Annotated in this window: 15 protein-coding genes; 5 read left to right on the top strand and 10 right to left on the bottom strand. The window is 62.4% G+C overall.

The genetic code is table 11. The features are described from left to right. Nucleotides 1–881 precede the first annotated feature (881 nt). From WG908_RS02755 to WG908_RS02770, 4 genes are all read right to left on the bottom strand, one after another. Complete coding sequence (locus tag WG908_RS02755; protein ID WP_340185042.1) at nt 882–1,109, bottom strand: hypothetical protein; 228 nt, start codon at nt 1,107–1,109, stop codon at nt 882–884. A 284-nt stretch (nt 1,110–1,393) separates the two neighbouring features. After that, entirely contained in the window at nt 1,394–2,839 is a 1,446-nt protein-coding gene (locus WG908_RS02760) for an efflux transporter outer membrane subunit (RefSeq protein WP_340185043.1), read from the bottom strand. Then, complete coding sequence (locus WG908_RS02765) at nt 2,832–5,933, bottom strand: efflux RND transporter permease subunit (RefSeq protein ID WP_340185044.1); 3,102 nt, start codon at nt 5,931–5,933, stop codon at nt 2,832–2,834. Before WG908_RS02765 ends, WG908_RS02760 begins: the two co-directional genes overlap by 8 nt. Before the next feature lies 1 nt (nt 5,934). Beyond that, complete coding sequence (locus WG908_RS02770) at nt 5,935–7,068, bottom strand: efflux RND transporter periplasmic adaptor subunit (RefSeq protein WP_340185045.1); 1,134 nt, start codon at nt 7,066–7,068, stop codon at nt 5,935–5,937. Between the two features lie 141 nt (nt 7,069–7,209). Between WG908_RS02770 and WG908_RS02775 the strand changes: the two genes are divergently transcribed. Beyond that, complete coding sequence (locus WG908_RS02775; RefSeq protein WP_340185046.1) at nt 7,210–7,899, top strand: helix-turn-helix transcriptional regulator; 690 nt, start codon at nt 7,210–7,212, stop codon at nt 7,897–7,899. A 621-nt stretch (nt 7,900–8,520) separates the two neighbouring features. Here WG908_RS02775 and WG908_RS02780 read toward each other — a convergent pair. The 4 genes from WG908_RS02780 to WG908_RS02795 form a co-directional block, all read right to left on the bottom strand. Further along, on the bottom strand, nt 8,521–8,808 hold the full coding sequence (locus WG908_RS02780; RefSeq protein ID WP_340185047.1) for a recombinase family protein: 288 nt from the start codon (nt 8,806–8,808) through the stop codon (nt 8,521–8,523). Between the two features lie 314 nt (nt 8,809–9,122). After that, nucleotides 9,123–9,578, bottom strand: coding sequence for a hypothetical protein (locus tag WG908_RS02785; protein ID WP_340185048.1), 456 nt, complete (start codon nt 9,576–9,578; stop codon nt 9,123–9,125). Between the two features lie 2 nt (nt 9,579–9,580). Then, nucleotides 9,581–11,758, bottom strand: coding sequence for an RHS repeat-associated core domain-containing protein (locus WG908_RS02790; protein WP_340185049.1), 2,178 nt, complete (start codon nt 11,756–11,758; stop codon nt 9,581–9,583). After that, nucleotides 11,755–12,045: an SIMPL domain-containing protein gene (locus tag WG908_RS02795; RefSeq protein ID WP_340185050.1), complete on the bottom strand. Its 291-nt coding sequence runs from the start codon at nt 12,043–12,045 to the stop codon at nt 11,755–11,757. The genes WG908_RS02790 and WG908_RS02795 overlap by 4 nt, the downstream gene beginning before the upstream one ends. Before the next feature lie 149 nt (nt 12,046–12,194). On the opposite strand from WG908_RS02795, the gene WG908_RS02800 reads away from it, so the two are divergent. Genes WG908_RS02800 through WG908_RS02815 form a run of 4 tightly spaced genes read left to right on the top strand, consistent with a single transcriptional unit; the run spans nt 12,195 to nt 17,570 of the window. Beyond that, a complete protein-coding gene (locus WG908_RS02800; RefSeq protein WP_340185051.1) occupies nt 12,195–14,444 on the top strand; it encodes a TonB-dependent receptor in 2,250 nt (749 codons plus the stop codon). After that, entirely contained in the window at nt 14,444–15,031 is a 588-nt protein-coding gene (locus WG908_RS02805; protein ID WP_340185052.1) for a hypothetical protein, read from the top strand. The genes WG908_RS02800 and WG908_RS02805 overlap by 1 nt, the downstream gene beginning before the upstream one ends. After that, complete coding sequence (locus WG908_RS02810) at nt 15,028–16,533, top strand: PepSY-associated TM helix domain-containing protein (RefSeq protein ID WP_340185053.1); 1,506 nt, start codon at nt 15,028–15,030, stop codon at nt 16,531–16,533. The genes WG908_RS02805 and WG908_RS02810 overlap by 4 nt, the downstream gene beginning before the upstream one ends. After that, entirely contained in the window at nt 16,530–17,570 is a 1,041-nt protein-coding gene (locus WG908_RS02815; protein WP_340185054.1) for a pyridoxamine 5'-phosphate oxidase family protein, read from the top strand. The genes WG908_RS02810 and WG908_RS02815 overlap by 4 nt, the downstream gene beginning before the upstream one ends. A gap of 465 nt (nt 17,571–18,035) precedes the next feature. On the opposite strand, the gene WG908_RS02820 is transcribed toward WG908_RS02815, so the two are convergent. Together WG908_RS02820 and WG908_RS02825 are read right to left on the bottom strand one after the other, a co-directional pair. After that, nucleotides 18,036–18,779, bottom strand: coding sequence for an energy transducer TonB (locus WG908_RS02820; RefSeq protein ID WP_340185055.1), 744 nt, complete (start codon nt 18,777–18,779; stop codon nt 18,036–18,038). A 4-nt stretch (nt 18,780–18,783) separates the two neighbouring features. Continuing rightward, on the bottom strand, nt 18,784–20,865 hold the full coding sequence (locus WG908_RS02825; protein ID WP_340185056.1) for a TonB-dependent receptor, heme/hemoglobin family: 2,082 nt from the start codon (nt 20,863–20,865) through the stop codon (nt 18,784–18,786). Nucleotides 20,866–20,914 lie beyond the last annotated feature (49 nt).

The following is a 20,914-nucleotide window of genomic DNA, read 5'->3' on the forward strand; positions in this document are numbered from 1 at the left end:
TTCGAATCCCGCTTATGCGACCCGCCCTCAAGGGGGTTGGGCCAGCCTAATTGCGCAGTGAATTTGGCTCCTCAGCAGGCCGTAAGCAGCGCCAGTGCGGCCCGTCCAAAGGGTAGTGTCAGTTAGGAGTAGGCCGCAAACTTTCTAACGATTGACACGGTAACAGGTCCGCAGCGGTCTCGAGCGGCTACCAGATCGCTTGGACGGAAGCCGTGCTGAACCTGGAGATGCTCCTCACCATCCCATAATAGGCGAATGGGAGACTCATTCTTTGCCTCAAAAATTTGGCATCCCAGCCACCCAAAACGCGGTTGCCACCAGCGCCAGATATACGCCCGCTCGTTCTCAGCGGTCAAAGGTGCCCCATTGATGTAAGCGATCGCTATCCATTCGCCATCAGGCGAGACGGCGCGCTCCCGTTCGTAATCCAACACGAAGTTGAGCCATACACCCCCCGCAAACAATAGGGCCAAAGCAACTGCGCCACCCAGAGCGCATCCGCGTCGGGTCATCAATCACCTCTTCAACTATACCGACATTATTCTCTCGCGCATTTTTGATGTTCGCAACTGATCGTTTTGCCAACGTGGAATGATCGGGTGTGGCTGACCCTGCTGATGCCGTCACGCCACTAGCCACGCTGGCGCACCGTCAGCGAGCATTATGCTGCCCATAGCCCTTCCTCCTCCCAACGCCGGAGGGCAGAGACAACGACGATAATGTCAGCGCCGTCCAGTGCCCCGCTCTCAATGCCGGGAAGGATTTGGCTCTCAACCCAAGCATCGAACGAACCATACCAGCGGGTGAACGGCGATGGCCTCGGCTTCCGATCCTCCTCGCTGCGCTTCATGCGGCGCTGGAGTGCCCGGAGGCTCATGTGGTCAAGTCAGGCCGAGCTTCGCGCGCCAATCCTGCGCCTCCGGCAGCGCCTCGGCCAAGGGTTGCGCGGGCGGTGTGGGCGGTGGCGCGTTTAATTGCCGCCGCCGATCAGATGCCATACGCAACGCGCTGCTGACCTTGATGTCGTGGGCGATCTGTGCGCCAGCGAGCGCGGCTTCCTCGTCCACCCCGCCGAAATGGCGGACGGAACCGGGTTCATCAGCTTTCATTGCAGCACTCCTAGATGGCTCAGCATGCCCAGCACGTCTGCGCGATCCCGTTCCCCGCTGCCACCCTCGCGCAGCACGTCCATGCAGTTCTTCACTGCCTGCGCGCGGATCGCGGCGTGACCCCGCAAGAAGCACGGGCAACATCATGGTCTGGACCACCCCGGATGGAAAGCACCGCTGCGTCCGCTGCGAGGGCGGCAAGTGTACTGCGGTGCTGAACTCGAGCGCCGGGGTCACGTACGTGCCGTCATTGATCTCTTCCAATCGCGAAAGCCTATGTAGCGTCAGTGGGTTCGCATCGGTGCCTGCTCGGTTTCCTGACTGTGCTGCCATCCACCGCCCAACGCCTTGAACAGGTCCACCCGTGCGGACGCGAGCCGCTGTGCGGAACCGGCATAGGCACTGCGGGCCGAAAGCATGTCGGCTTGGGCAAGGAGGACGTCGAGATAGCCGATGGATCCCCCGCGGTATCGAAGATCGGCGAGCCTGTGCGCTTCGCCGGCGCGTAGCTGCGCCTCCCGGAGCGACTGAAGCCGATCCTGCTCGGCAGCGACAACCGTCAGCGCCTGCTCGACTTCCTTGAGAGCATTGAGCACGCGCCCGTCGAACGTTGCCAGCGCAGCGTCACCCTGCGCTTGGGCCTGGCGGACCCGCGCGCGCGCAACAGCGATATTGGGAAAGCTCCAGGAAATGAGGGGTCCCAGTGAGAAGGAGAAGGAGTCTCCGTCCCTCACCATATCGTTGCGGAAAAAGTTGCCCGACCCGCCCAGACTGACCTTCGGGTATAGGTCAGCCGTCGCAACGCCAATTCGCGCCGTATCTGCTGCGAGCTGGCGTTCCGCCTGGCGGAGATCCGGGCGGCGACGGAGGAGAGCGGCACCGTCCCCGACCGGGAGGTTGTTCGCGGGTTCAGGAGCCTGCGAACAGGACTGCGCAGCTTCGGGAACATCACCTGGTGTCGTGCCGATCAGTGCAGCCAGCTCAAACAGCGCGACCTGACGCTGCCCCTCGAGGGCCGGGATTGCCGATCGCGCAGTCGCCGCGGCGGCTCCGGCCCGTTCCACATCGAGTTTGCCGACCGATCCGGCCCGCTCCTGATCGGCAACGAGCCTGAGACTGTCGCTGCTCGTCTTCGAGGACTGCCGCGCGACCTCGATCGCAAAGGCATAGGCGCACGCATTGACATAGGCGCGCGTGGTCTCGGCCGCGACCGTAACCCGAACCGCGTCGCGCGCCGCTTCGACCGCTTCGGCATCCGCCCGGGCGGCTGTGATGGCGCGGCTGACGCGGCCGAACAGATCGACCTCCCACGCGATCGATAGACCGCCGGACTGAGACCATTGCGCGTCGCCTGAACCGCCCGCAATGCCATTCTGTCCCGCCCCCTGGACGGCATCGCCATAGGCAAGCCCGCCATTGAGGGTGGTGGACGGCAGCCGCGCGGTCCGCGCCTCGCCGAGCACCGCCCGGGCGCGCGCGAGGTTCGCGGCCGCGACGCGCAGATCAGTATTGGCGACGAAGGCCCGCTCGACCAGAGCGTCCAACGCGGGATCGCGGTAAAGGCGCCACCAATCGGCGGGCAGCGCCGCCACTGGATCGAAGCCGGCTCCCTTCGTCACGAACGGCTCGGCGGTGGCCGCAGGGATCTTTGGCCGTTCATAATTCGGTCCGACGGCGCAGGCAGAGGCGAGCAGCGACGCGATCAAGCCGAGGACTTTGAAATTACGCATGAGCCAGCCCTCCTTCGGCTGCGGGCTGGCCTTTGGGCGAGGACTGGCTGCCCGGGTCGGTTCCCGGTTTGGGACGATGATCGCCGGCGAGCAGCGTGTAGACGGTCGGCAGCACGAATAACGTGAACAGGGTGCCGACCAGCATCCCCATCACGACAACGATGCCGATCGCAAAGCGGCTGTTCGCGCCTGCGCCGGTAGCGAACAAGAGCGGCACGAGACCCGCGACCATGGCAGCGGTCGTCATGAGCACGGGACGCATGCGCACCGCAGCGGCGTGGCGGATCGCCTGCGCCCGGCCCCAGCCTTCCGTGCGCTGCATCTCGTTGGCGAATGCCACCATAAGGATGCCGTGCTTTGAGATGAGGCCGATGAGTGTGACGAGGCCGATTTGCGTATAGATGTTGAGGGTAGTGAAGCCCAGATAGAGCGGTATCAGCGCGCCGCAAACCGCCAGCGGCACCGTCACGAGGATCACGAGCGGATCGCGGAAGCTCTCGAACTGTGCGGCAAGCACCAGGAAGATCACGACCAGCGCGAAGGCGAAAGATACCGTAAGCTGGCTGCCTTCGTGCACATATTGTCGGCTGTTTGACAGCCAGTCGACCCTGGTCCCCGGCGGTAGCGGCTGACTTTTGAGGAAGTCGACGGCCTGGCCCATGGTCACGCCGGGCAGCAGCACCGCCGAGAGCGTGGCCGAGTTCATCTGGTTGAACTGGGGCAGCCGGTTGGGCTGCGGCCGGATTTCAACCCTAGCCACCGTGGACAGCGGGACCAGCTTGCCCGACGCGGCCTTCACGTAGAATTCGCCGAGATTATCCGGGGTGACACGCTTGTCTTGCGGCACCTGGGCGATGACGTCGTAGGAGCGATCATGCCAGTTGAAGCGGTTGACGTAATTCTCGCCGACCAGCACGGCCAGCGTATCGGCGATCTCGGCCATGGTCACGCCTATCTCGCCAGCCTTGGCCTGATCGATGCTGATATGCGCCTCCGGACTGTCGAATGCGAGGTCGCTATCGACAAAGGCGAACAGGCCGCTGCCCCATGCCGCGCCCTTGATCCCTTCGAGGGTTTGATAGATTGCGGGGAAATCGTCCGCCGACCGGATGACCATCTGGACCGGCAGGCCACCACTACCGGCGGGAAGCGGGCTGTCCTGGAAGGCGGTCGCGTAAACGCCGGTGATGGCGCTGGTACGGCCCGCCAGTTCCGCCTGGACATGGTCGCCATTGCGGCTGCGGTCGGCCCAGTCCTTCATCACGATGCCGCCAAAGCCGCCATTGGCATTGTTGTCGCCGCCAATGTCGAAGAAGCTGGCGCGATATTCGGGGAACTGGTGAAAGATCTTATCGACCTCGGCGCTGAATCGCGCCGTGTAGCTGGCATTGGCATATTGCGGCGCCTTGGTCTGGACGAACACATATCCCATGTCCTCCTGGGGCGCCAACTCGCTCTTGGAGCCGGCAAACAGCACCCCGATCGCGACAAGGACGGTGACGCCGACGATCAGCACGGCCGTGCGCGCCGCCAGGGTCTTGTCGAGCAGGCGGACATAGGCTTCGGTGGCCCGGTGCATGGCGCGCTCGACGGCCTGGGTAAGTCGCCCCTCACCCGCCTTGGGTTTGAGAAGCAGGCCGCTCATCATCGGTGACAGGGTGAGCGCAATCACGCCCGACACGATCACCGACCCCGCGAGCGTGAAGGCGAATTCACGGAACAACGCGCCCGTAAGGCCACCCATCAGACCGATCGGCGCGTAGACGGCGGCCAGCGTGATGGTCATCGCGACCACCGGGCCGATGATCTCGCGCGCACCGACCAGCGCGGCGTCCAGCGGTGCGAGGCCGTCTTCGATGTGACGGTGGATATTTTCCACCACGACGATGGCGTCGTCGACGACGAGGCCGATCGCCAGCACCATGGCGAGCAGCGTGAGCAGGTTAAGCGAAAAACCAAAGGCCAGCATCAGCGCCGCCGTGCCGAGCAGCGACAGGGGTATCGTGACAACCGGGATGATGACGGCCCTGAACGTGCCCAGAAACAGGAAGATCACGAAGATCACAATAAGGATCGCCTCGATCAGCGTATGCTGGACCTGCTCGATGGAGGCGTCGACGAACTGCGCGGCGTCGAACACGCTCGAAACCTTGAGAGCTGGGGGCGCGGCGCGCTGGATGTCGGGCAGCATGGCCTTGACCGCGCGCACAATCTCCAGCGGGTTGCCGTCCGGCGTGGGCGAGATGGCGATCGTGACGCCGGGGCGGCCCGATGCGAGGCCGATGCCATCATAATTCTGGCCGCCAAGCTCGATCGTCGCGACGTCACCTACCCGCACCACGCTATCGCGGCCCGTCTTGAGCACCATCTGGCGGAAGGCGTCGACGGTGCGCAGGTCGGTGCCCGCGGTAATGTTGATCGCGGTGCTTTCGCCCTTGATCTGCCCCGGCGCCGCCTGGACGTTGTTCGCCCGGAGGGCATTGGCCAGGTCGCTCGCGGTGAGGCCGCGCGCGGCGAGCTTCACCGGATCGACCCAGATACGCATCGCCAGTGGCGCGCCGCCGGTGATCCGCGCCGAACCGACACCGGGAACCGAGGTGATCAGAGGCTGGGCCACGCGCGTCGCAAAGTCGGCCATCTGTGATGGTGAGAGCGTATCACTGGCGAAGGCAACATATTGGATGGCGGACGCGCCGTCGGTGATCTTCGAGATGACCGGGTCGGTAGCCCCGGCGGGCAGGCGATATTTGACCTGCTGGACCCGCGCGAGGACTTCGGTCATCGAGCGGTCGGCATTGGCGTTGAGGACCAGCTTAGCCCGAATCTGGCTCTTGCCCTGGCTGGAGGTCGAGGCGAGATATTCGATGCCGTTTGCGGTGGCGATCGCCTGAGAGATCGGCGTGGTGACAAAGCCGTGCATTACTTCCTGCGAGGCGCCGGGGAGCGACGTGTCAATCGTGATCGTCGCATTTTCCATGCCGGGATACTGGCGGATCGGCAGGCTGAACGTCGCGCTGAGGCCGGCGAGCAGGATCAGCAGGCTGACGACGATCGCCAGGATCGGCCGGCGTATGAAGAGGTCGGTGAACGCCATGTCAGCGGCCCCCGGCCTGGACGATGCGCGCGACCTTGACCTCGGCGCCGGGCTGCACGCGCAACTGGCCTTCCGACACGACGACGTCGCCGGGGCGCAGGCCCTTGTCGACCACGACCTCGTTGCCGATGCGGCGGCCGGCCTGGACCGGCACGATCTCCGCCTTGCCGCCCGTACGAGCGCTTTTGCCCCGGATGACGATCACGCTGTCGCCCTGTGCCGATGTCTGGATGGCGGTCGCCGGTACGACGAGCGCGCCTTGCTGCGGTGGCAGCGCCAATCCGGCCGTCACATACATGCCGGGGCGCAGCGCGCGATCAGCATTGGGCAGGAGCGCCTGCACGGTGACATTGCGCGTGTCCCTGCCGATCTGAGGCTCGATGGCGTTGACGCGCGCGGTAAAGGTGCGAGCCGGAAAAGCATCGCTGGTCACGGAAACCGTCGATCCGGGTTTCAAGCGCGCGAGTTCCTGTTGCGGAAGAGCGAATTCGACATAGAGCGAATCAAGCGCCGTCAGCGTCGCGACGGGATCACCGGGGTTGATGAACTGTCCCAGATTGACGCGGCGGATGCCGACCTCGCCAGAGAAGGGCGCGCGGACCTGCTTCTGGATCAGGCGCGCATCTATCTGCCGCACCGCGGCCGTGGCCTGGTCACGCTCGGCGCGGCGCTGTTGCAGCAGTTCGCGCGGTTCGGCCCCTGTCGGGGCAAGCTGCTCGGAACGGGCGAGCTGTATGCCACTGAACGCCGCCCTGGCTTTCGCGGCCTCCCGGTCGGCGCGTTCGGGGCCGTCGAACAGCTGGACGAGAAGCGCCCCGGCCCGCACGTTGGAGCCGGCCGTGAAGGTGATGGCCGACACCCGGCCCGCAACCTCACTCGAGAGCGTTACTTCGCGAACCGCCGTGAGCGTGCCAACCGCGTTCAATGAGGAGGGCACATCGCGAGGCGCAACAACCACAGCAGCGACCGGGACGGCTTGTTGTTGCCAACTTTGGCCTTGGCCGCTTTTCAGCGTGTGCCAAAGAAACAGGCCACCAAGTATCGCCGCTAGAACGATCGCCGTGAGGACGATGGTCCGGCCTTGCGGACGCGAGGAGGGAAGCTGAGGAGGAATATCGTGAAGCGAGTCCGTCATGCTCTCGCCTCATCGGCAAGCGCTCTGAAGACGAATTGCGATGTTGCGGGGCAGTTCAGATCCATGTTCAAGATCCCCTTTTAGACTTCCGGGCCGCGCTTGCGCAGGCGCATAAGTTTTGTTATTTTCCAAGCTATGACTTTGAAAACCAAACCGTCAGATATGTCAAGCTCAACATTGGAATATTCAGGTTGGTCGACGCGTACGCCCGGCGACCGTGTATTGATGGCCCTGAAATTGCAGGGTCGCCTCTCATCTGCTGCGATCGGCAAGAAGCTTGGAATCACCGGTGAAGCGGCTCGTCAGCAACTCATGCGCTTGGCTGAACAGGACCTCGTCGTCGCGACGAGCGAAGCCAGAGGCGTTGGCCGACCGCAACAGTTGTGGGACTTGACCGCAGCTGCTCAATCGCGGTTTCCCGATACATGCGCGAGCCTGACGGAGCAGTTGCTCGATATCATACGCACGCGCCTGGGTGAGTCAGCCCTCGACATGATCATCAACGTTCGCGAAAGCGAGACGCAGCGCCGCTATCTGGAGGAGCTGGGGGGCAAACACCTGCTTCGCGACCGGGTAGCTGCGCTGGCCGCATTGCGCTCGAAAGAAGGCTATATGGCTGATTGGCGGGAGGAGGGCGACGGGTCATTTCTGCTCATCGAGAACCACTGCCCCATCAGCCCGGTTGCAACAGTGTGCGGTGGTTTCTGCAGCGCGGAACTGGAAATGTTCGGAACCGCGCTGGGGCCCACCGTGTCGATCCATCGCGCAGAGCATATCATCGAAGGCGGGCGCCGATGCACTTACGTCATTCGTGAGAGCGGTCTCTCTTGAGAGCGGTCTCTGTAGAACAAGAGGGTTCGCTCGGACACCATGTCGATGTAAAGGCCGCGACCGCGTTGCGCAGTTGATCCATCTGGATGACATGGGCTCTTCATACCACACCAGCGGCTCGTCCGCTCCTGGACCCCATACATAGCGACGCTGGATAGCAAAGTTCGATGAGGCCAGCTCTACCGAAATATGATTGCCGTCATATTGGAACCCGTGTGCGCTTGAATCTCCCGTCAGCACACCATCCAGACGGCCCAGCGGATCATAATAGAATTGCTTGCCCGTGTCGCTTGTCTGCACCAGCTCGTTCTTGGTGCTGTAGGTGTAGGTCGAGCCGCCGGCGCTGGCGAGGTTGCCCTTGACGTCATAGGTGGGCGTCACCGAGCCGGACGCGGTATATTGGTTGAGCGTATTGGTCGCATATGTGCGGTTCACGTCGACATGGCCGGCCCAGGCGTAGGCGCTGTTCGACCAGGACTTCGTCGCGATCTGCCCTGCAGGATTATAGGTGAACCCCAGCGTCTGGTCATGCGCCGTACCGGTCAGGTTGTTGACCAGGCCGGTGAGACGCGACCCCCCGTCATAGCTATAGTCGGTCACCACGCCAGGCGGCAGTGCGCTTCAGTGTAGCTGGGGGTGTTGATGTCCCAAAATCGAGCCCGGCTGGTCCGCCGTGGACCTCGCCAAGCGATCAAGCCGGGACACGACCAGCGTGTCGCCCTCCCGCACGAAGGCGCTCCTGAGCTTGTCGAAGGGTCCAGCACCGTGCCCAAGCCGTCGCGCTGCCCCGACCGACGACGCCTGTTCCTTCACGATCTTGGTGCACCCGGTTGCAGCGAGCGCCGCTTCCTGCGCTTCCAGACCCGCAACCTGGTCCACCGTCGAGGTGCGCGCATAGCCGATAAGCATCTGATATTCCTGCCTTTCTACAACAGGAAGGATGCCATCGGATCACCCGTAAGTTACGGATTTTGCTGGGTTATTGACAATAAAAGTCCGCCCGCTGCGCCTCACATGAACCCAGAACCTGCGAGGCACTGCCTCACTCACCGCGCCGCCAGTTCAATGACACACCCCTGCGCAATAGGGGCCGGGATCAGATCAGCAGGGGCGTGTGAGGCAGCGAACCGCCACATACATATCAAAAATCTCTGCTACTTCGGTGTGGAAGCGTGCGGGTCAGGCCTGCCAGCGTGCCAGCAGCATCACACAACAAAACGGTGTCAATTCGGTAGGATACTGGGAGCCTCACCTTGATCCTGTCGTAAGATATAGCTCGAATATGAAGGTGGCTTGGTTTGTAGCGACAAGCTTACCCGGCCAGCAATGTAAAAAATGCGCTCACCCGTCAACTTCACCTCTAAAAAAGACCTACGGAATAGAAATCCTCGATTTCCTCTCACCGAGACGTGGCCAGAAGCAATGGATATTGCTATATCATTAAAATCAAAATCATCATGATCTACATCGCCTATCGCAAAGCGATCAGCGACAACTACATCAAAAATATAAGGTGTTACTTCTATGTGAAATGGACAATGCATATTTGAAAAGGTCTGAACGTCAATTGAATATCCATCTTCAATAGAGCGCACATCAACGGTGCACTTTTCCTTGTCCAACACATTTGACAGTTTGCGTAAAGCGTCATCGAGGTGATGCATAGAGAACACCGTCATTATTACTTCGGGCCAGGAATGGGGCTGAAATGCCAGTGCGTTGTTGTGCCCGGCCTACCGCCGTGAAAACCAAGATAGTTCCGAGTTCCCGCCCAACCGTCCAGCCAACTCCATCCGAACGCGGTTTCTTCGCCAACGCGTGAGTTGAGCACGCCGGGCCCCTGACCAGCCCGCAAGCGTGCCCTGCCTAGTATCGCTCCAGTAGGACCAAGTCCGGGAAGAATTGCGGCTGATGCACCAATTAGTGGCGGGATGGCGATAGCAATTTCCAAGTTCAACCATGGCGCTGGATCAACATAGTAAGGGTTGTAGTTGTAGGGTTTGCCATCTGCCCCGAAATATTTCCTGTCGGGGCACGTTCCACGGCACTCCCCAGTGACCACGATGTCGGCCTCATCATTTTCCGGCTCCGATTCTTCATCGCCATCGACAGCGTGAGCCGGCGTAGTAAAGGCACTAAAATCGATTGTTGGGAGAACAAAATACTGTTGTATAGCTGGACCGCCGTAATAATTATATGTCCCGAAATTTAGAGGAGCCGTTACCACTATGTCTACTCCTACTAAATCGCCGATAATTGCGGATGTGCCACTCGGATCCGTCCTATTGACCGGATCCCCGCCGACATAGTCATACCAGTTCATGCCGTCCGCGTAACCGATGGGATCGGTCTGCATGAACCGCCCGAGCGTGGGCGAGTAGATGCGGGCCTTGTAGTTGTACATGCCAAGCTCCGGGATCCAGGCTTGTCCTGTATATTGGAACCGCCCGATATTGCCAGAGCCCGGGATACCGTGATCGTCATAGGTGTTGACGCCCAGCACCGTGCCGCTGTTGTTGGTCACCGCGACCACCGATCCGCGCTCGTCGGCGACCAGGTAGCGGCGATTGGCGGCGGTGAGCGCAGAGCCTTCGTACCACACCAGCGGCTCGTCGGGATTGGGACCCCATACATAGCGACGCTGGATAGCAAAGTTGGATGCCAGCTCCAACGAAATCTGGCTGCCGTCATATTGGTATATCTGCGAGGTCGCGCCGCCTACCAGCAGCGTGTCCATACGGCCCAGCGGATCATAATAGAATTGCTTGCCCGTGTCGCTTGTCTGCACCAGCTCGTTCTTGGTGCTGTAGGTGTAGGTCGAGCCGCCGGCGCTGGCGAGGTTGCCCTTGACGTCATAGGTGGGCGTCACCGAGCCGGACGCGGTATATTGGTTGAGCGTATTGGTCGCATATGTGCGGTTCACGTCGACATGGCCGGCCCAGGCGTAGGCGCTGTTCGACCAGGACTTCGTCGCGATCTGCCCTGCAGGATTATAGGTGAACCCCAGCGTCTGGTCATGCGCCGTACCGGTCAGGTTGTTGACCAGGCCGGTGAGACGCGACCCCCCGTCATAGCTATAGTCGGTCACCACGCCATTGCCGCGCGTCAACTTCTTGCGCCGCCCCAGATCGTCATATTCGAAGGTGACGAGCGTATCGACGCCCTTTTCCTTGATCGCGGTCATCTCACCCACGCCGTTATAGTGGTAGGTCAGATAATCGGTTGGCGACCAGTACATCCGCGTCCGCCGGCCCGCCGCGTCATATTCCATCACCCGCGTCGAGATCGAGTCGCCCTGCCCGGTCACGTTGCCCAGCACATCATAGGTAAAGGTCGAGCTGTGGGTGTTGGCGTCGTTCGCGCTCAACAGCCGTCCCAGATTGTCGTAGTTCATGGTCACGTCGGAATCGAAGATGCTTGGTCCTGGATAATCGATCGTCTTGAGATGGCCCAGATCGTCATAGCTATATGCGATGGTGATCGCGACGGAATGACCGCGCAGGCCGCGATTGGTCAGGCGGCCCACGCTGTCGTAGGTCAACTGCACCTTGTCCGCCGCTGTCCCATTGTTACAGGCCGTCGCTGTGCTGTTGTAGCAGGTTCTGATCAGCCGATCATGGCCGTCATAAGCGTAGCGTGTCACATTGTTCTTGCCGTCATAAATGCGTGTGACCTGTCCGTTCGGGCTGCGGGCGTAAAGCACCGAATTGCGAACCAAAGGGGTCCCATAACCTTCCTCGACGCGTTCAATCTCGCCTGCATATTCGTAGATATAATGGGCGATCCGGTCGGGGCCATTGGAGCCAGCGGTGGTCGTTGTGCAGGCCCCGGGCAACGAGCCGAACGTGGCCGGGTTCATCCGCTGCGCCACGCAATCCAGGCGACCGGCGCCGCGCGTATGTCGGGCCGGACGGCGACGCTTGCCAGCCCCTTTTCGATCGCGTCCCGTTTCGTTTCCATGGCGCGCACGGCCTCATCGCTGGTCGCGCCCTCGCCATGAACGGAGAAGCTGACGACGGCACGGTCGGGCGGACTGGGGATCGTCGCGGCACCATTTACGACGATCCGGGGACGCTGCTCCTCGCCGGGCTGCGCAATCGCGGGGTATGGCAATAGGATCGGGAATAGGACGGCAAAGTGGCGCATGGAAATCTCCCGAGATGGAGCTGCCAACCTAGCGGACAGGGCCAGCGGGGCAATGTGATAAATGATATTGACTCGCAATATTATCTCTTCTAGCGCTTTTCCAATTCGGGGGAAACATAGTGCGCGCTTCATATCTGGCTGCCTGCAGCTTGTTCGCAATTAATGTCTTAAGTCCGGCCTTCGCTCAGGCTCCGGCCAGCGCGCCGGAGGATAATGCCGATACGATCATCGTAACCGGTGAAAAGGCAAATCGCTCGCTTCAGGATACGCTGACGAGCGTCGCGGTGACGACGCCGAAACGCATCCAGCAGGAAAACCTCGTCAGTATTCAGGATGTATTTCAGCGGACCGCCAACGTCACCGAGACCTATGGTGTGGCCGGCTTCACGATCCGTGGCATTGCGAACCGGGGCGTCATGGGCGGGGAAGGCGCGGCTCTTGCGACCATCTTCGTCGATGGCGCCGCGCTTCCTTCGGCTATCGTCCAGGCCGCCCCCACCGACATGTGGGATGTCGAGCAGATCGAGATTTTGCGCGGTCCACAATCCACGCTGCAGGGGCTGAATGCGCTGGCAGGCGCGGTCATCCTGCGTACGACCGAGCCGACGATGACCTGGTCGGCGCGCGCCCGCGCTCAATATAGCAGCGGCGACGACCGACAATTCGCCATCGCTGCAGGTGGTCCCATCGTGCCTGGAGAATTGGCCTTCCGGGTTTCGGCCGAAAAGCGGGACGCGGATGGCTTCACCTGGAACGCTACACGGCGCGCTCCAGAAAATCCGCTGGATTCGACCAATGTCCGCGCCAAGCTGCTCTGGACGCCCACCGCCCTGCCGGGGTTTGAGGCGCGGGTCGGCTACACCCATTATGACCGTTATGGCGGGTACAGCTTCAGCTATGTCGACACGACCACGCCGGACTTCTTCGACCATCGGCGCAATTTTTCCGATGTCCGGAACGACAGCGATTCCAACACCGACATCAGCACACTGGACTTGCGCTATGATTTCGGCGGCGACCTCAGCCTGACCGCGATCACCGCCTATAATGACGTGGGCGAGATCAACAATTACGATAATGACCTGACCGCAGCCGACAGCGGCCAATATGTCCAGCGCAACCGTTACAAGACCTTCTCGCAGGAATTGCGGCTAAACTATGAAGGCGACCGGCTGAGCGGCCTGCTCGGCGCCTTCTACTATAACCGCAAGAACAGCATCAACACGACCAGCGAGACCGGAGTACCCACTCCGCTCGGCACGATCGCCGCTCTGCTTCAGTCGAACGGCATAGATGCCGCCACGGCGCAATATGTCGCGGGCCTCTATGGTGCGGCCCTGCCCCAGATTCCGGTCGATTTCGCGTCGCAGGGCGCAGGGCGGGTCCGCACCTATGCCCTGTTCGGCGATGCGCGGTTCAAGCTGACCGAACGGCTCTCGCTGCTCGGAGGTTTCCGCTACGACCGCGAAACCAACAATCTCGCCGTCGCGCAGCAGACGGCTTTTGCCGGCACCTATCCCGATCCGCTGGCCTTCGGTCCGGCAGGATCGCCCCTCTGGTTCGCCGTGTTGGGCATCAATGCGGGGGTGGACGACATCGTGTCCCAGGCAACGGGAGGCGCGATCGCGATCAACCGCACGTTTAAGGCTTTCCTGCCCAAGGCCGGGATCGAAATGGCCTGGACCCCGGACATCAAGACCGCCTTCACCGCCCAGCGGGGCTATCGGTCGGGCGGATCTAGCAGCAACCTCGCCCGGTCGGCGACCTTCGCCTATGATCCGGAATTCACCTGGAATTACGAACTGTCCTTCCGCTCGGCCTGGCTGGACGGCGCGCTGACGCTCAATGCCAACGCCTTTTATGTCGACTGGAAGGATCAGCAGGTGTCGGCCAATTTCGGCCTCAACGTCTATGACACCAATGTCGTCAACGCCGGCAAGTCGCATCTCTACGGATTCGAGGTAGAGACGGCGCATCGCATCAGCCCGGCGTTCGACTGGTATGCCTCCGTCGGCTATACCAAGACCAAATTTGATGAGTTTTCGACGACGGTGGGCAGCGTGAGCGACTATGCCGGGCTGGAATTTGCCCATGCGCCGCACTGGACCCTGTCGGCGGGGATCAATGCGCGCCCGGTCGAGCATGTAAGCCTCAACGTCAACGCCAGCCATCGCAGTGCCGTCTTCTCCGAAATTAGCATTCCGCAGTCGGAAACGCGGCTGGGTGCCCGCACGCTGGTGAATGCACGCATCGCCTATGAAGCGGAGCATTGGACGGTTTCGGCCTTCGCCTCCAACATCTTCGACGAACATTATTTCCAATATACCGTCGAAGGACTGGGCCGCGGCGTGCTGGGCAATCCCCGTGTGCTGGGCGTATCGCTGGAAACGCGCTGGTAATGATGACGCTGCTTGCCTGTCTCCCAATGTTGGCAGGCGGGGCACTGGGTGCCGTCGCCCTGCGCCGCGCGTGGCGGTCTCCTGCGGCAAAAGGCGCAGGCTATCGGACATTGGGCTGGGCGGTGATCGTGGCGACACTGGTCTGGCCCGCCTTCCTGCTGGGCGACACGCGCGGGCCGTTCATCGCGGTCGCCATGCTGTCGGTGGCCGCGCTGGCGGTGGTGGCGACGGGCGCGACCGTTCGAACCGGGAGGGCGGGCAAGACTGGCCGCGCCGGACGCGCATCGGACAGTCTTGCGCCCGAGCCCCTCGACCGGCCGACAACCCGCTGGCGCAGCATATTGCGCTGGCTGCTCGCCGGCCCGATCGGCATGATCGCCGCCATGGCGGTCGGCATATGCTATGCCGTCTGGGTGCCGGGCGAGGCGCAGACCCGCCTGCTGATCGGCGGCTTGATTGTCCCGGTCGTGTGGGGCGGCGCCATGGCCTGGACCCTGGCGGACAATCGCATCATCCGCGCGACGGCGGTTCTGGTCGGCACTGCGCTCACAGGCTTTGGCCTGGCCATATTGAAGGGATTCGCATGACTGCGAAGGCCAAACGCAAGCCGCGGCTGCCCCGCGTACCCGCCGACTTTGTGCGCGCGGTGTTGAAGGGGCATAGTTCGCTTGGCCTCGCCTTCGCCGCCATCATCTATCTGGTGTGCCTGACGGGTAGCATCGCCGTGTTCGCCCATGAATTTCAGCGCTGGGAAACGGCGGGCGCACCACACCTGACCGCCGTATCGCCCGCCGCCGTCCAGCACGCGCTGGAGGCCGCAATCGCGCGGGTCGGCGGCGGTGTGGAACATGGCTATATCAATCTGCCCACGCCCGATCTGCCTCAGGCCAGCATCAGCGTCGAGAAGGACCATGTGCATCATGCGTGGATATTCGATGCGGCCGGCAATCTGGCGGCGCCCGGAGATGCGCCGTTCAGCGAATTCGTGACGCGGTTGCACATCAACCTGCACATTCCGGGCAGTTTGGGCGTCTTCATCGTCGGCCTGACCGGCGTGGCCCTGCTGTCCTCGCTCATATCCGGACTGCTCGCCCATCCGCGCATCTTCCGCGACGCCTTTCACCTGCGCCTGGGCGGTTCGCGCCGCTTGCAGGAGGCGGACCTGCACAACCGCATCGGCATATGGGCGCTGCCCTTTCATGTCCTCGTGTCGCTGACGGGGGCGCTGCTCGGCCTCACCACCATCATCGTTGGCGTGCTGGGCATGGCGTTGTTTCAAGGGGATACGGCCAAGGTCTATGCCCTGTTCATTCCGCAGGCGCCAAAGGACGATCCGCGGCCCGCGCCTATCATCGACCTGCGCCCGATGTTTCCTATCGTCGATCGCGCGGCACCGGGCGGGCGCATCGACCTCATCCTGCTGGAGCATCCCGCCGAAATGGGCGGGGCAGCGATGTTCAACGTGCGACGCGAAGACACGCGCCTTGCCAATTACGACGCCTATGCCTTCGATCGCTCGGGCAAGCTGTATCACCGCGCCCAGTCGTCTGAGAATAACCTGGGCGAGCGGATATTGGGGGCGATCGGCAAGCTGCATTTTGGCTGGTTCGGCGGGGGCATGGTGAAGATCGCCTATGCGCTTCTTGGCCTTGGCCTCACCTATCTGGCCGCTGGCGGCGTGACGATCTGGCTTGCCCGGCGACGTGACAAGCGCAATCCGGCGCCCGGCCTCGAACGACTGTGGGCCGCGACGATCTGGAGCCAGCCGATCGCTCTTGCCACCACGGCGCTTGTAACGGCGGCGCTGGGCGGAGTGGTCAGCAAGCAGGTGCTGATCGTGATATGGGCCGCCGTGACGCTGGCCATACTCTTCTCTGCCCTGCGGATCGAAGCGGGCGCATTATCGCTGTGGCTGAAGCGTGCTTCAGGCGTGCTGCTGATCGCTGCCGGGCTGGTCCATTCGCTGCGTTTCCTTTCCGCCGACTCGGTCGTCTGGTCGGTCGATATCGGGCTGCTGGCATGCGGCTCTGTGCTGTTGTGGCTGGCGCGGGGCGGCATCGCGCATCCTGTGCAGGCCCAGGCAGCATGACCGAGGACAGGCTCGGCGACGGTATCATCGACAGCATAGCGAAGCTGGAGGCGGTCACCGGCCGTACGCCGCCCGCCATACATCTCAAGGTCATCGACCATCTGGACGAGGGCGCGTTGCGATGGCTCGCCCAATCGCCGCTGGCGTTCGTCTGTCTGGGTTCCGGTCTGGACACCGCCAAGGCCAGCGTCATCGCGACCATCTGCGGTGGTGTGCCGGGCTTTGCGTGGGGCGACACCCGGCGGTTGCGTATACCGCTCGCGTCGCTGGACAATGCCGAGCCGCTGGCGGTCAGAGCATCGTTCGGATCGCTGTTCCTGATCCCCGGTATCCGGGAGGCATTGCGCATCAATGGCCGGTTGGAAGCGATGGATGCCGAGCATCTGCATGTCGTTGTGGAGGAGTGCTACGGCCATTGCGCGAAGGCTATCATCCGATCCGACCTGTGGGCGGCGCAGCCCTGCGACGCACCGGCGGACCTCGCCAGCTTTGTCACGGCGAGCCGCTTTCTGGCGCTGGCCACGGTTGGTGCCGGCGGCCAGGCGGATCTCAGCCCAAAAGGCGATCCAGCCGGCTGCATGGCGATGCTCGACGGCGACAGGATATGGTTTGCAGATCGGCCCGGCAACCGCCGTGTCGACAGTTTTCGCAACATCGTGGAGCAGTCGCAGACGGGGATCGTCCTGCTTGTACCCGGCGCGACCCATATGCTGACGGCAAGGGGTTCGGCGCGTCTGGCGACCGATTTGGCGATCCGCGACCGCTTCGCCACGCAGGGTAAAACGCCGCTATTGGCCATCGAGCTATCCGTCGAAACGATGGCGCTCCACGCCAGCCGCGCGCTGGAACGGGCATCCCCATGGCCCGTGCGCCAGACCAGCGACATTGACCCGACCAAATTGTTCATGGGCCATATCAAGCTCAACAAGGGCGGAGGCGTTGGCGCGATGCTCGCACGCGCAAGCCTCTCGGTGCCCGGTATGACGGGGCTGCTCAAGAGGGGGTTGGAGAAGGATTATAAGGACAATCTCTATTGACCCGAAAGCGAGAACCGTGCCTTTCCGGTACGCACGACTGCTGCATAGCGCCCGTCCACTGCGGGACATTACATCATATCCCCCGCATGTGCTTGATTTTGGCGCAATATACCGGCTGCTGATCGACAGGCCGAGCGATGGCTGTTTGCGCTTTGTCTGGCGATCCAGAAATGGCAGCTCCTGTCAATATAAGCCATACACGAGCTGGCGGATGGATGTCCGTACCCGGTCGCCGAGCGCCGTTTGGCGGACTGTCCGCAACTAAGGATCGACAGCTGCCGGAAGAGCGGAACGTCTGCTGCTGGGGTCGAAAATCTAGCTCTGAGCGTCCACGATGGGTCAGTCTTGCCCGCCCATATTTTGTCAATCGTTGGAGGTTTGGGGCTGTTAAGGCAGCCCGCAAGCCCAAAGATGGAGTGGGTATGAAATCTACGCCGATCGTACAGGGCAAGGTCAAAGTCGTCGCTATGCTGGCAGGGTGAATATGATCGGCGCAGTAAACTCGATGCGCTCGCCCGGTAGCTCGGTCGGTGCGCTAGGATAGGGGGAGGCGCGACGCAGCATCGCTTCGGCCTCATCGTCCAGCACGGTATTGCCCGATCCCTGGACGATCGCACCCTCCAGCAACATGCCGGCGCGGTCGAGGACGAAGCGGACCTGCACCCGCCCCTCCTCCCGCCGCATCCGGGCCCGGCGGGGATAGATTTTATGGCCGTAGAGCCAGGATCGGACCTTGGCGGCATAGCTGCGGCTGGTGCCGGGTGGCGCTTTCACGTCCAGGCCATCCGCGGCGCCGCGCCGAGGCGGGGGTGCGGCCGAGGCGGTGGCTTGCAAAGCGGGCGGCGATGGCGCTGCGTGGGGACTAGCTGTCGGCGCGGCCGCCGATATCGGCATGGAGAGAGAAAGACGCGACGGCGCCACCACGACCGGTGGCGTGACAATGGTCATCGCGGTCGGCTGCCGTGCGGGCGGTTGTTTGGTGGTTGGGTGCTGAACGGCGGCAGGCGTGCTGGGGGTCTCCGCCTCTTCCTTGCCCTGCTCCACGCCTTTGAGCAGGGCTAAGGATAGGACTGTCAGCGCCGAGGATTCGCTCCGGCGGCTGACATGCCCCATGCCAAGATTAAGCAGCGCCCCGATCAATAACCCGTTGACCAATAGCGAGGCCACCACCGGCCCGCCGATGCGGAAAGGATGGGCTGCCTGTGCCATGGCGTCAGAATGTGTTTGCCACGGTGAACTTGAAGCTCTGCCCTTCCGCCGCAAGCGAGGACAGATGGCGGCGATATTGCTTGTCGAAGACGTTATCTATCGCGATGCGGAATTCGAATCCCCTGGCCGCGCCGCTCTGCGGCTTGAAGGCGAAGAAGAGGTTGTGGACGGTATAGCCCGGTGTCGGCAGGCCTGATCCGGCCGAGGCGAAGGCGCCGGTCGTCACCTTGTCCTGCCGCTCCGCAAACTCGCCCGTCCAGCCGCCCGATAAGCCGCTCGCCGGATCGGCATAGCCCAACGTCAGGCGATAGTCGTTGGCCGGAATGGTATTGAGATAATCGCCCGTCAGTCGGTTCTTGCCATCGATGAAGGAGGCGTTGCCGCGCGCGAAGAAACCCCCAATGCCATATTCCGCCTCGACCTCCAGCCCCTTGAAGCGCGAGCGGTTGATATTCTGGAAATAGGGTGTGCCCGCCGCCGCTGTGACATTGACGATCAGGTCCTTGACATCGTTCTGAAACAGAGTGGTCTTGGCGCGGAAGCGATCGCCCCTGCCCAGCGTGTCGTCGAAGGAAAAGGTGAAGCCGACTTCGACATTATCGGACTTTTCGGGTTTCAGGTCGGGATTGTCGGGCCGGGTCGTGGAACGGGTGAAAATCTCATCGATATTGGGCATCCGCACGGTGCGCGCGACCGAACCGAACAGGCCGAACCAAGGCGTAACATTGTAAAGCGCGGCCAGCTTGGGCGATACACCGCTATCCTTGACCCTTTCCGTCAGCGTCGTGCCGCTGACCACCGTATCGCCGGGCTTCAGCTTGGTCCAGTCGACGCGGACGCCCGGCATGATCGTCAGCTTGTCGGACCAGACGATTTCCAGCTGGCCGAACAGGCCATAGCGGTTCATATCGCCTTCGGGATGGGTGCCCGCACCCGGCGTTACCGTGCCGTTGAGCGCGACGCGCGGATTGCGCCGCTCCTGCTTGCTCCACTGGCCGCCCAGGATCAGGAAGGTCGTCCAGTCGCCACCCATGGCGAACTCGCTGGTGTTCTGGACCTTCGCCTGCCAGCTCTCATAGGAAAAATCGGAATAGGCGAGCGGGCCGAGGAAGGTCGTTTCGGTCTGGTGCACCTTCGACAGCGAATAGGCGACCTGCGCCTCGACATTGAAGATCTTGCTGCCGTCGAAATCGTTGACGTAGCCCAGCACGGCGGTCTTGTCGTGGACGCGGCGGCGCATCAGCGCAGCGCCGGTCGCGGCGGAGATCTGATCGTAGACTTGCGGCGCGTCGCTGATCCAGTCCTGATAACTGGCCCAGATGGCGTGCTTCTTGTTGCCGCCGATGGCGATCCGGCCCTTCACCAGCCAGCTGTCCGACAGGGTGGCGGAGGCCGCGACGGTGTCGCCATTGCCGCTCTTATAATCGTCGGTGCGCCTATAGTTGTAGCTGCCCAGCAGTTCGACGCCCTCGGTCGGCTGGACTGCGACGATGCCCGACAGGGTGTGCGCCTGCGCATTGGTTTCGGTCGCCGCCTTCAGGCGAACCGCCAGCGGATCGCCGTCGTCCAGAAAATCGGACGCGTCCTTGGTGGTGAAGTTGACCACGCCCGCCAGCGCGCCCGCGCCATAGAGGGTCGAGGAGGCAGGGCCGCGCAGCACTTCGATCCGCTTGTAGAGTTCAGGCTCGGTGAACAGCGCGCCCATGCGATATTGTTCGTAGAATTTGGTGACGCCATCGACCGTAAGCAGGATGCGATTGTCGCTGTCGCCGATCGCCGTGCCCATGCCGCGAATGTTGAAGCCCTGGCCAAGCTGGCCGACGCCGCCCTGGACGTTGACGCCCGGCATCCCTTCCAGCAGGTCGCCGATCGTCGTCGCCTGGACCTGATCGATATCATCCTGATCAAGTGTGCTGACCGCCTGCGGCGTATCGATCGCGACTTTTTCGGTGCCGGCGGAAATGATCATGCGGTCGAGCGCCATGCGCGTCGTTTCCGGTGCATCGGCGTCATCCTGGGCCCATGCCTGGGCCGGCGCAACGATCAGCGCGGTTCCCAACAGCAACGTCAGTCTGGTCTTCATCATATGTGCGGCCCCCATTTTCGTAAACTGCATCGGGCCTTGATCGCCCGAA

Source organism: Sphingobium anseongense (genome assembly GCF_037725245.1).
Taxonomy (GTDB): Bacteria; Pseudomonadota; Alphaproteobacteria; order Sphingomonadales; family Sphingomonadaceae; genus Sphingobium.

What these genes read in the sequence shown, in the direction of transcription:
- WG908_RS02755 (WP_340185042.1), bottom strand. Translation starts at nt 1,109, where the DNA reads ATGAAAGCTGATGAACCCGGTTCCGTCCGCCATTTCGGCGGGGTGGAC.
- WG908_RS02760 (WP_340185043.1), bottom strand. Translation starts at nt 2,839, where the DNA reads ATGCGTAATTTCAAAGTCCTCGGCTTGATCGCGTCGCTGCTCGCCTCT.
- WG908_RS02765 (WP_340185044.1), bottom strand. Translation starts at nt 5,933, where the DNA reads ATGGCGTTCACCGACCTCTTCATACGCCGGCCGATCCTGGCGATCGTC.
- WG908_RS02770 (WP_340185045.1), bottom strand. Translation starts at nt 7,068, where the DNA reads ATGACGGACTCGCTTCACGATATTCCTCCTCAGCTTCCCTCCTCGCGT.
- WG908_RS02780 (WP_340185047.1), bottom strand. Translation starts at nt 8,808, where the DNA reads ATGCTTATCGGCTATGCGCGCACCTCGACGGTGGACCAGGTTGCGGGT.
- WG908_RS02785 (WP_340185048.1), bottom strand. Translation starts at nt 9,578, where the DNA reads ATGACGGTGTTCTCTATGCATCACCTCGATGACGCTTTACGCAAACTG.
- WG908_RS02790 (WP_340185049.1), bottom strand. Translation starts at nt 11,758, where the DNA reads ATGAACCCGGCCACGTTCGGCTCGTTGCCCGGGGCCTGCACAACGACC.
- WG908_RS02795 (WP_340185050.1), bottom strand. Translation starts at nt 12,045, where the DNA reads ATGCGCCACTTTGCCGTCCTATTCCCGATCCTATTGCCATACCCCGCG.
- WG908_RS02805 (WP_340185052.1), top strand. Translation starts at nt 14,444, where the DNA reads ATGATGACGCTGCTTGCCTGTCTCCCAATGTTGGCAGGCGGGGCACTG.
- WG908_RS02810 (WP_340185053.1), top strand. Translation starts at nt 15,028, where the DNA reads ATGACTGCGAAGGCCAAACGCAAGCCGCGGCTGCCCCGCGTACCCGCC.
- WG908_RS02815 (WP_340185054.1), top strand. Translation starts at nt 16,530, where the DNA reads ATGACCGAGGACAGGCTCGGCGACGGTATCATCGACAGCATAGCGAAG.
- WG908_RS02820 (WP_340185055.1), bottom strand. Translation starts at nt 18,779, where the DNA reads ATGGCACAGGCAGCCCATCCTTTCCGCATCGGCGGGCCGGTGGTGGCC.
- WG908_RS02825 (WP_340185056.1), bottom strand. Translation starts at nt 20,865, where the DNA reads ATGATGAAGACCAGACTGACGTTGCTGTTGGGAACCGCGCTGATCGTT.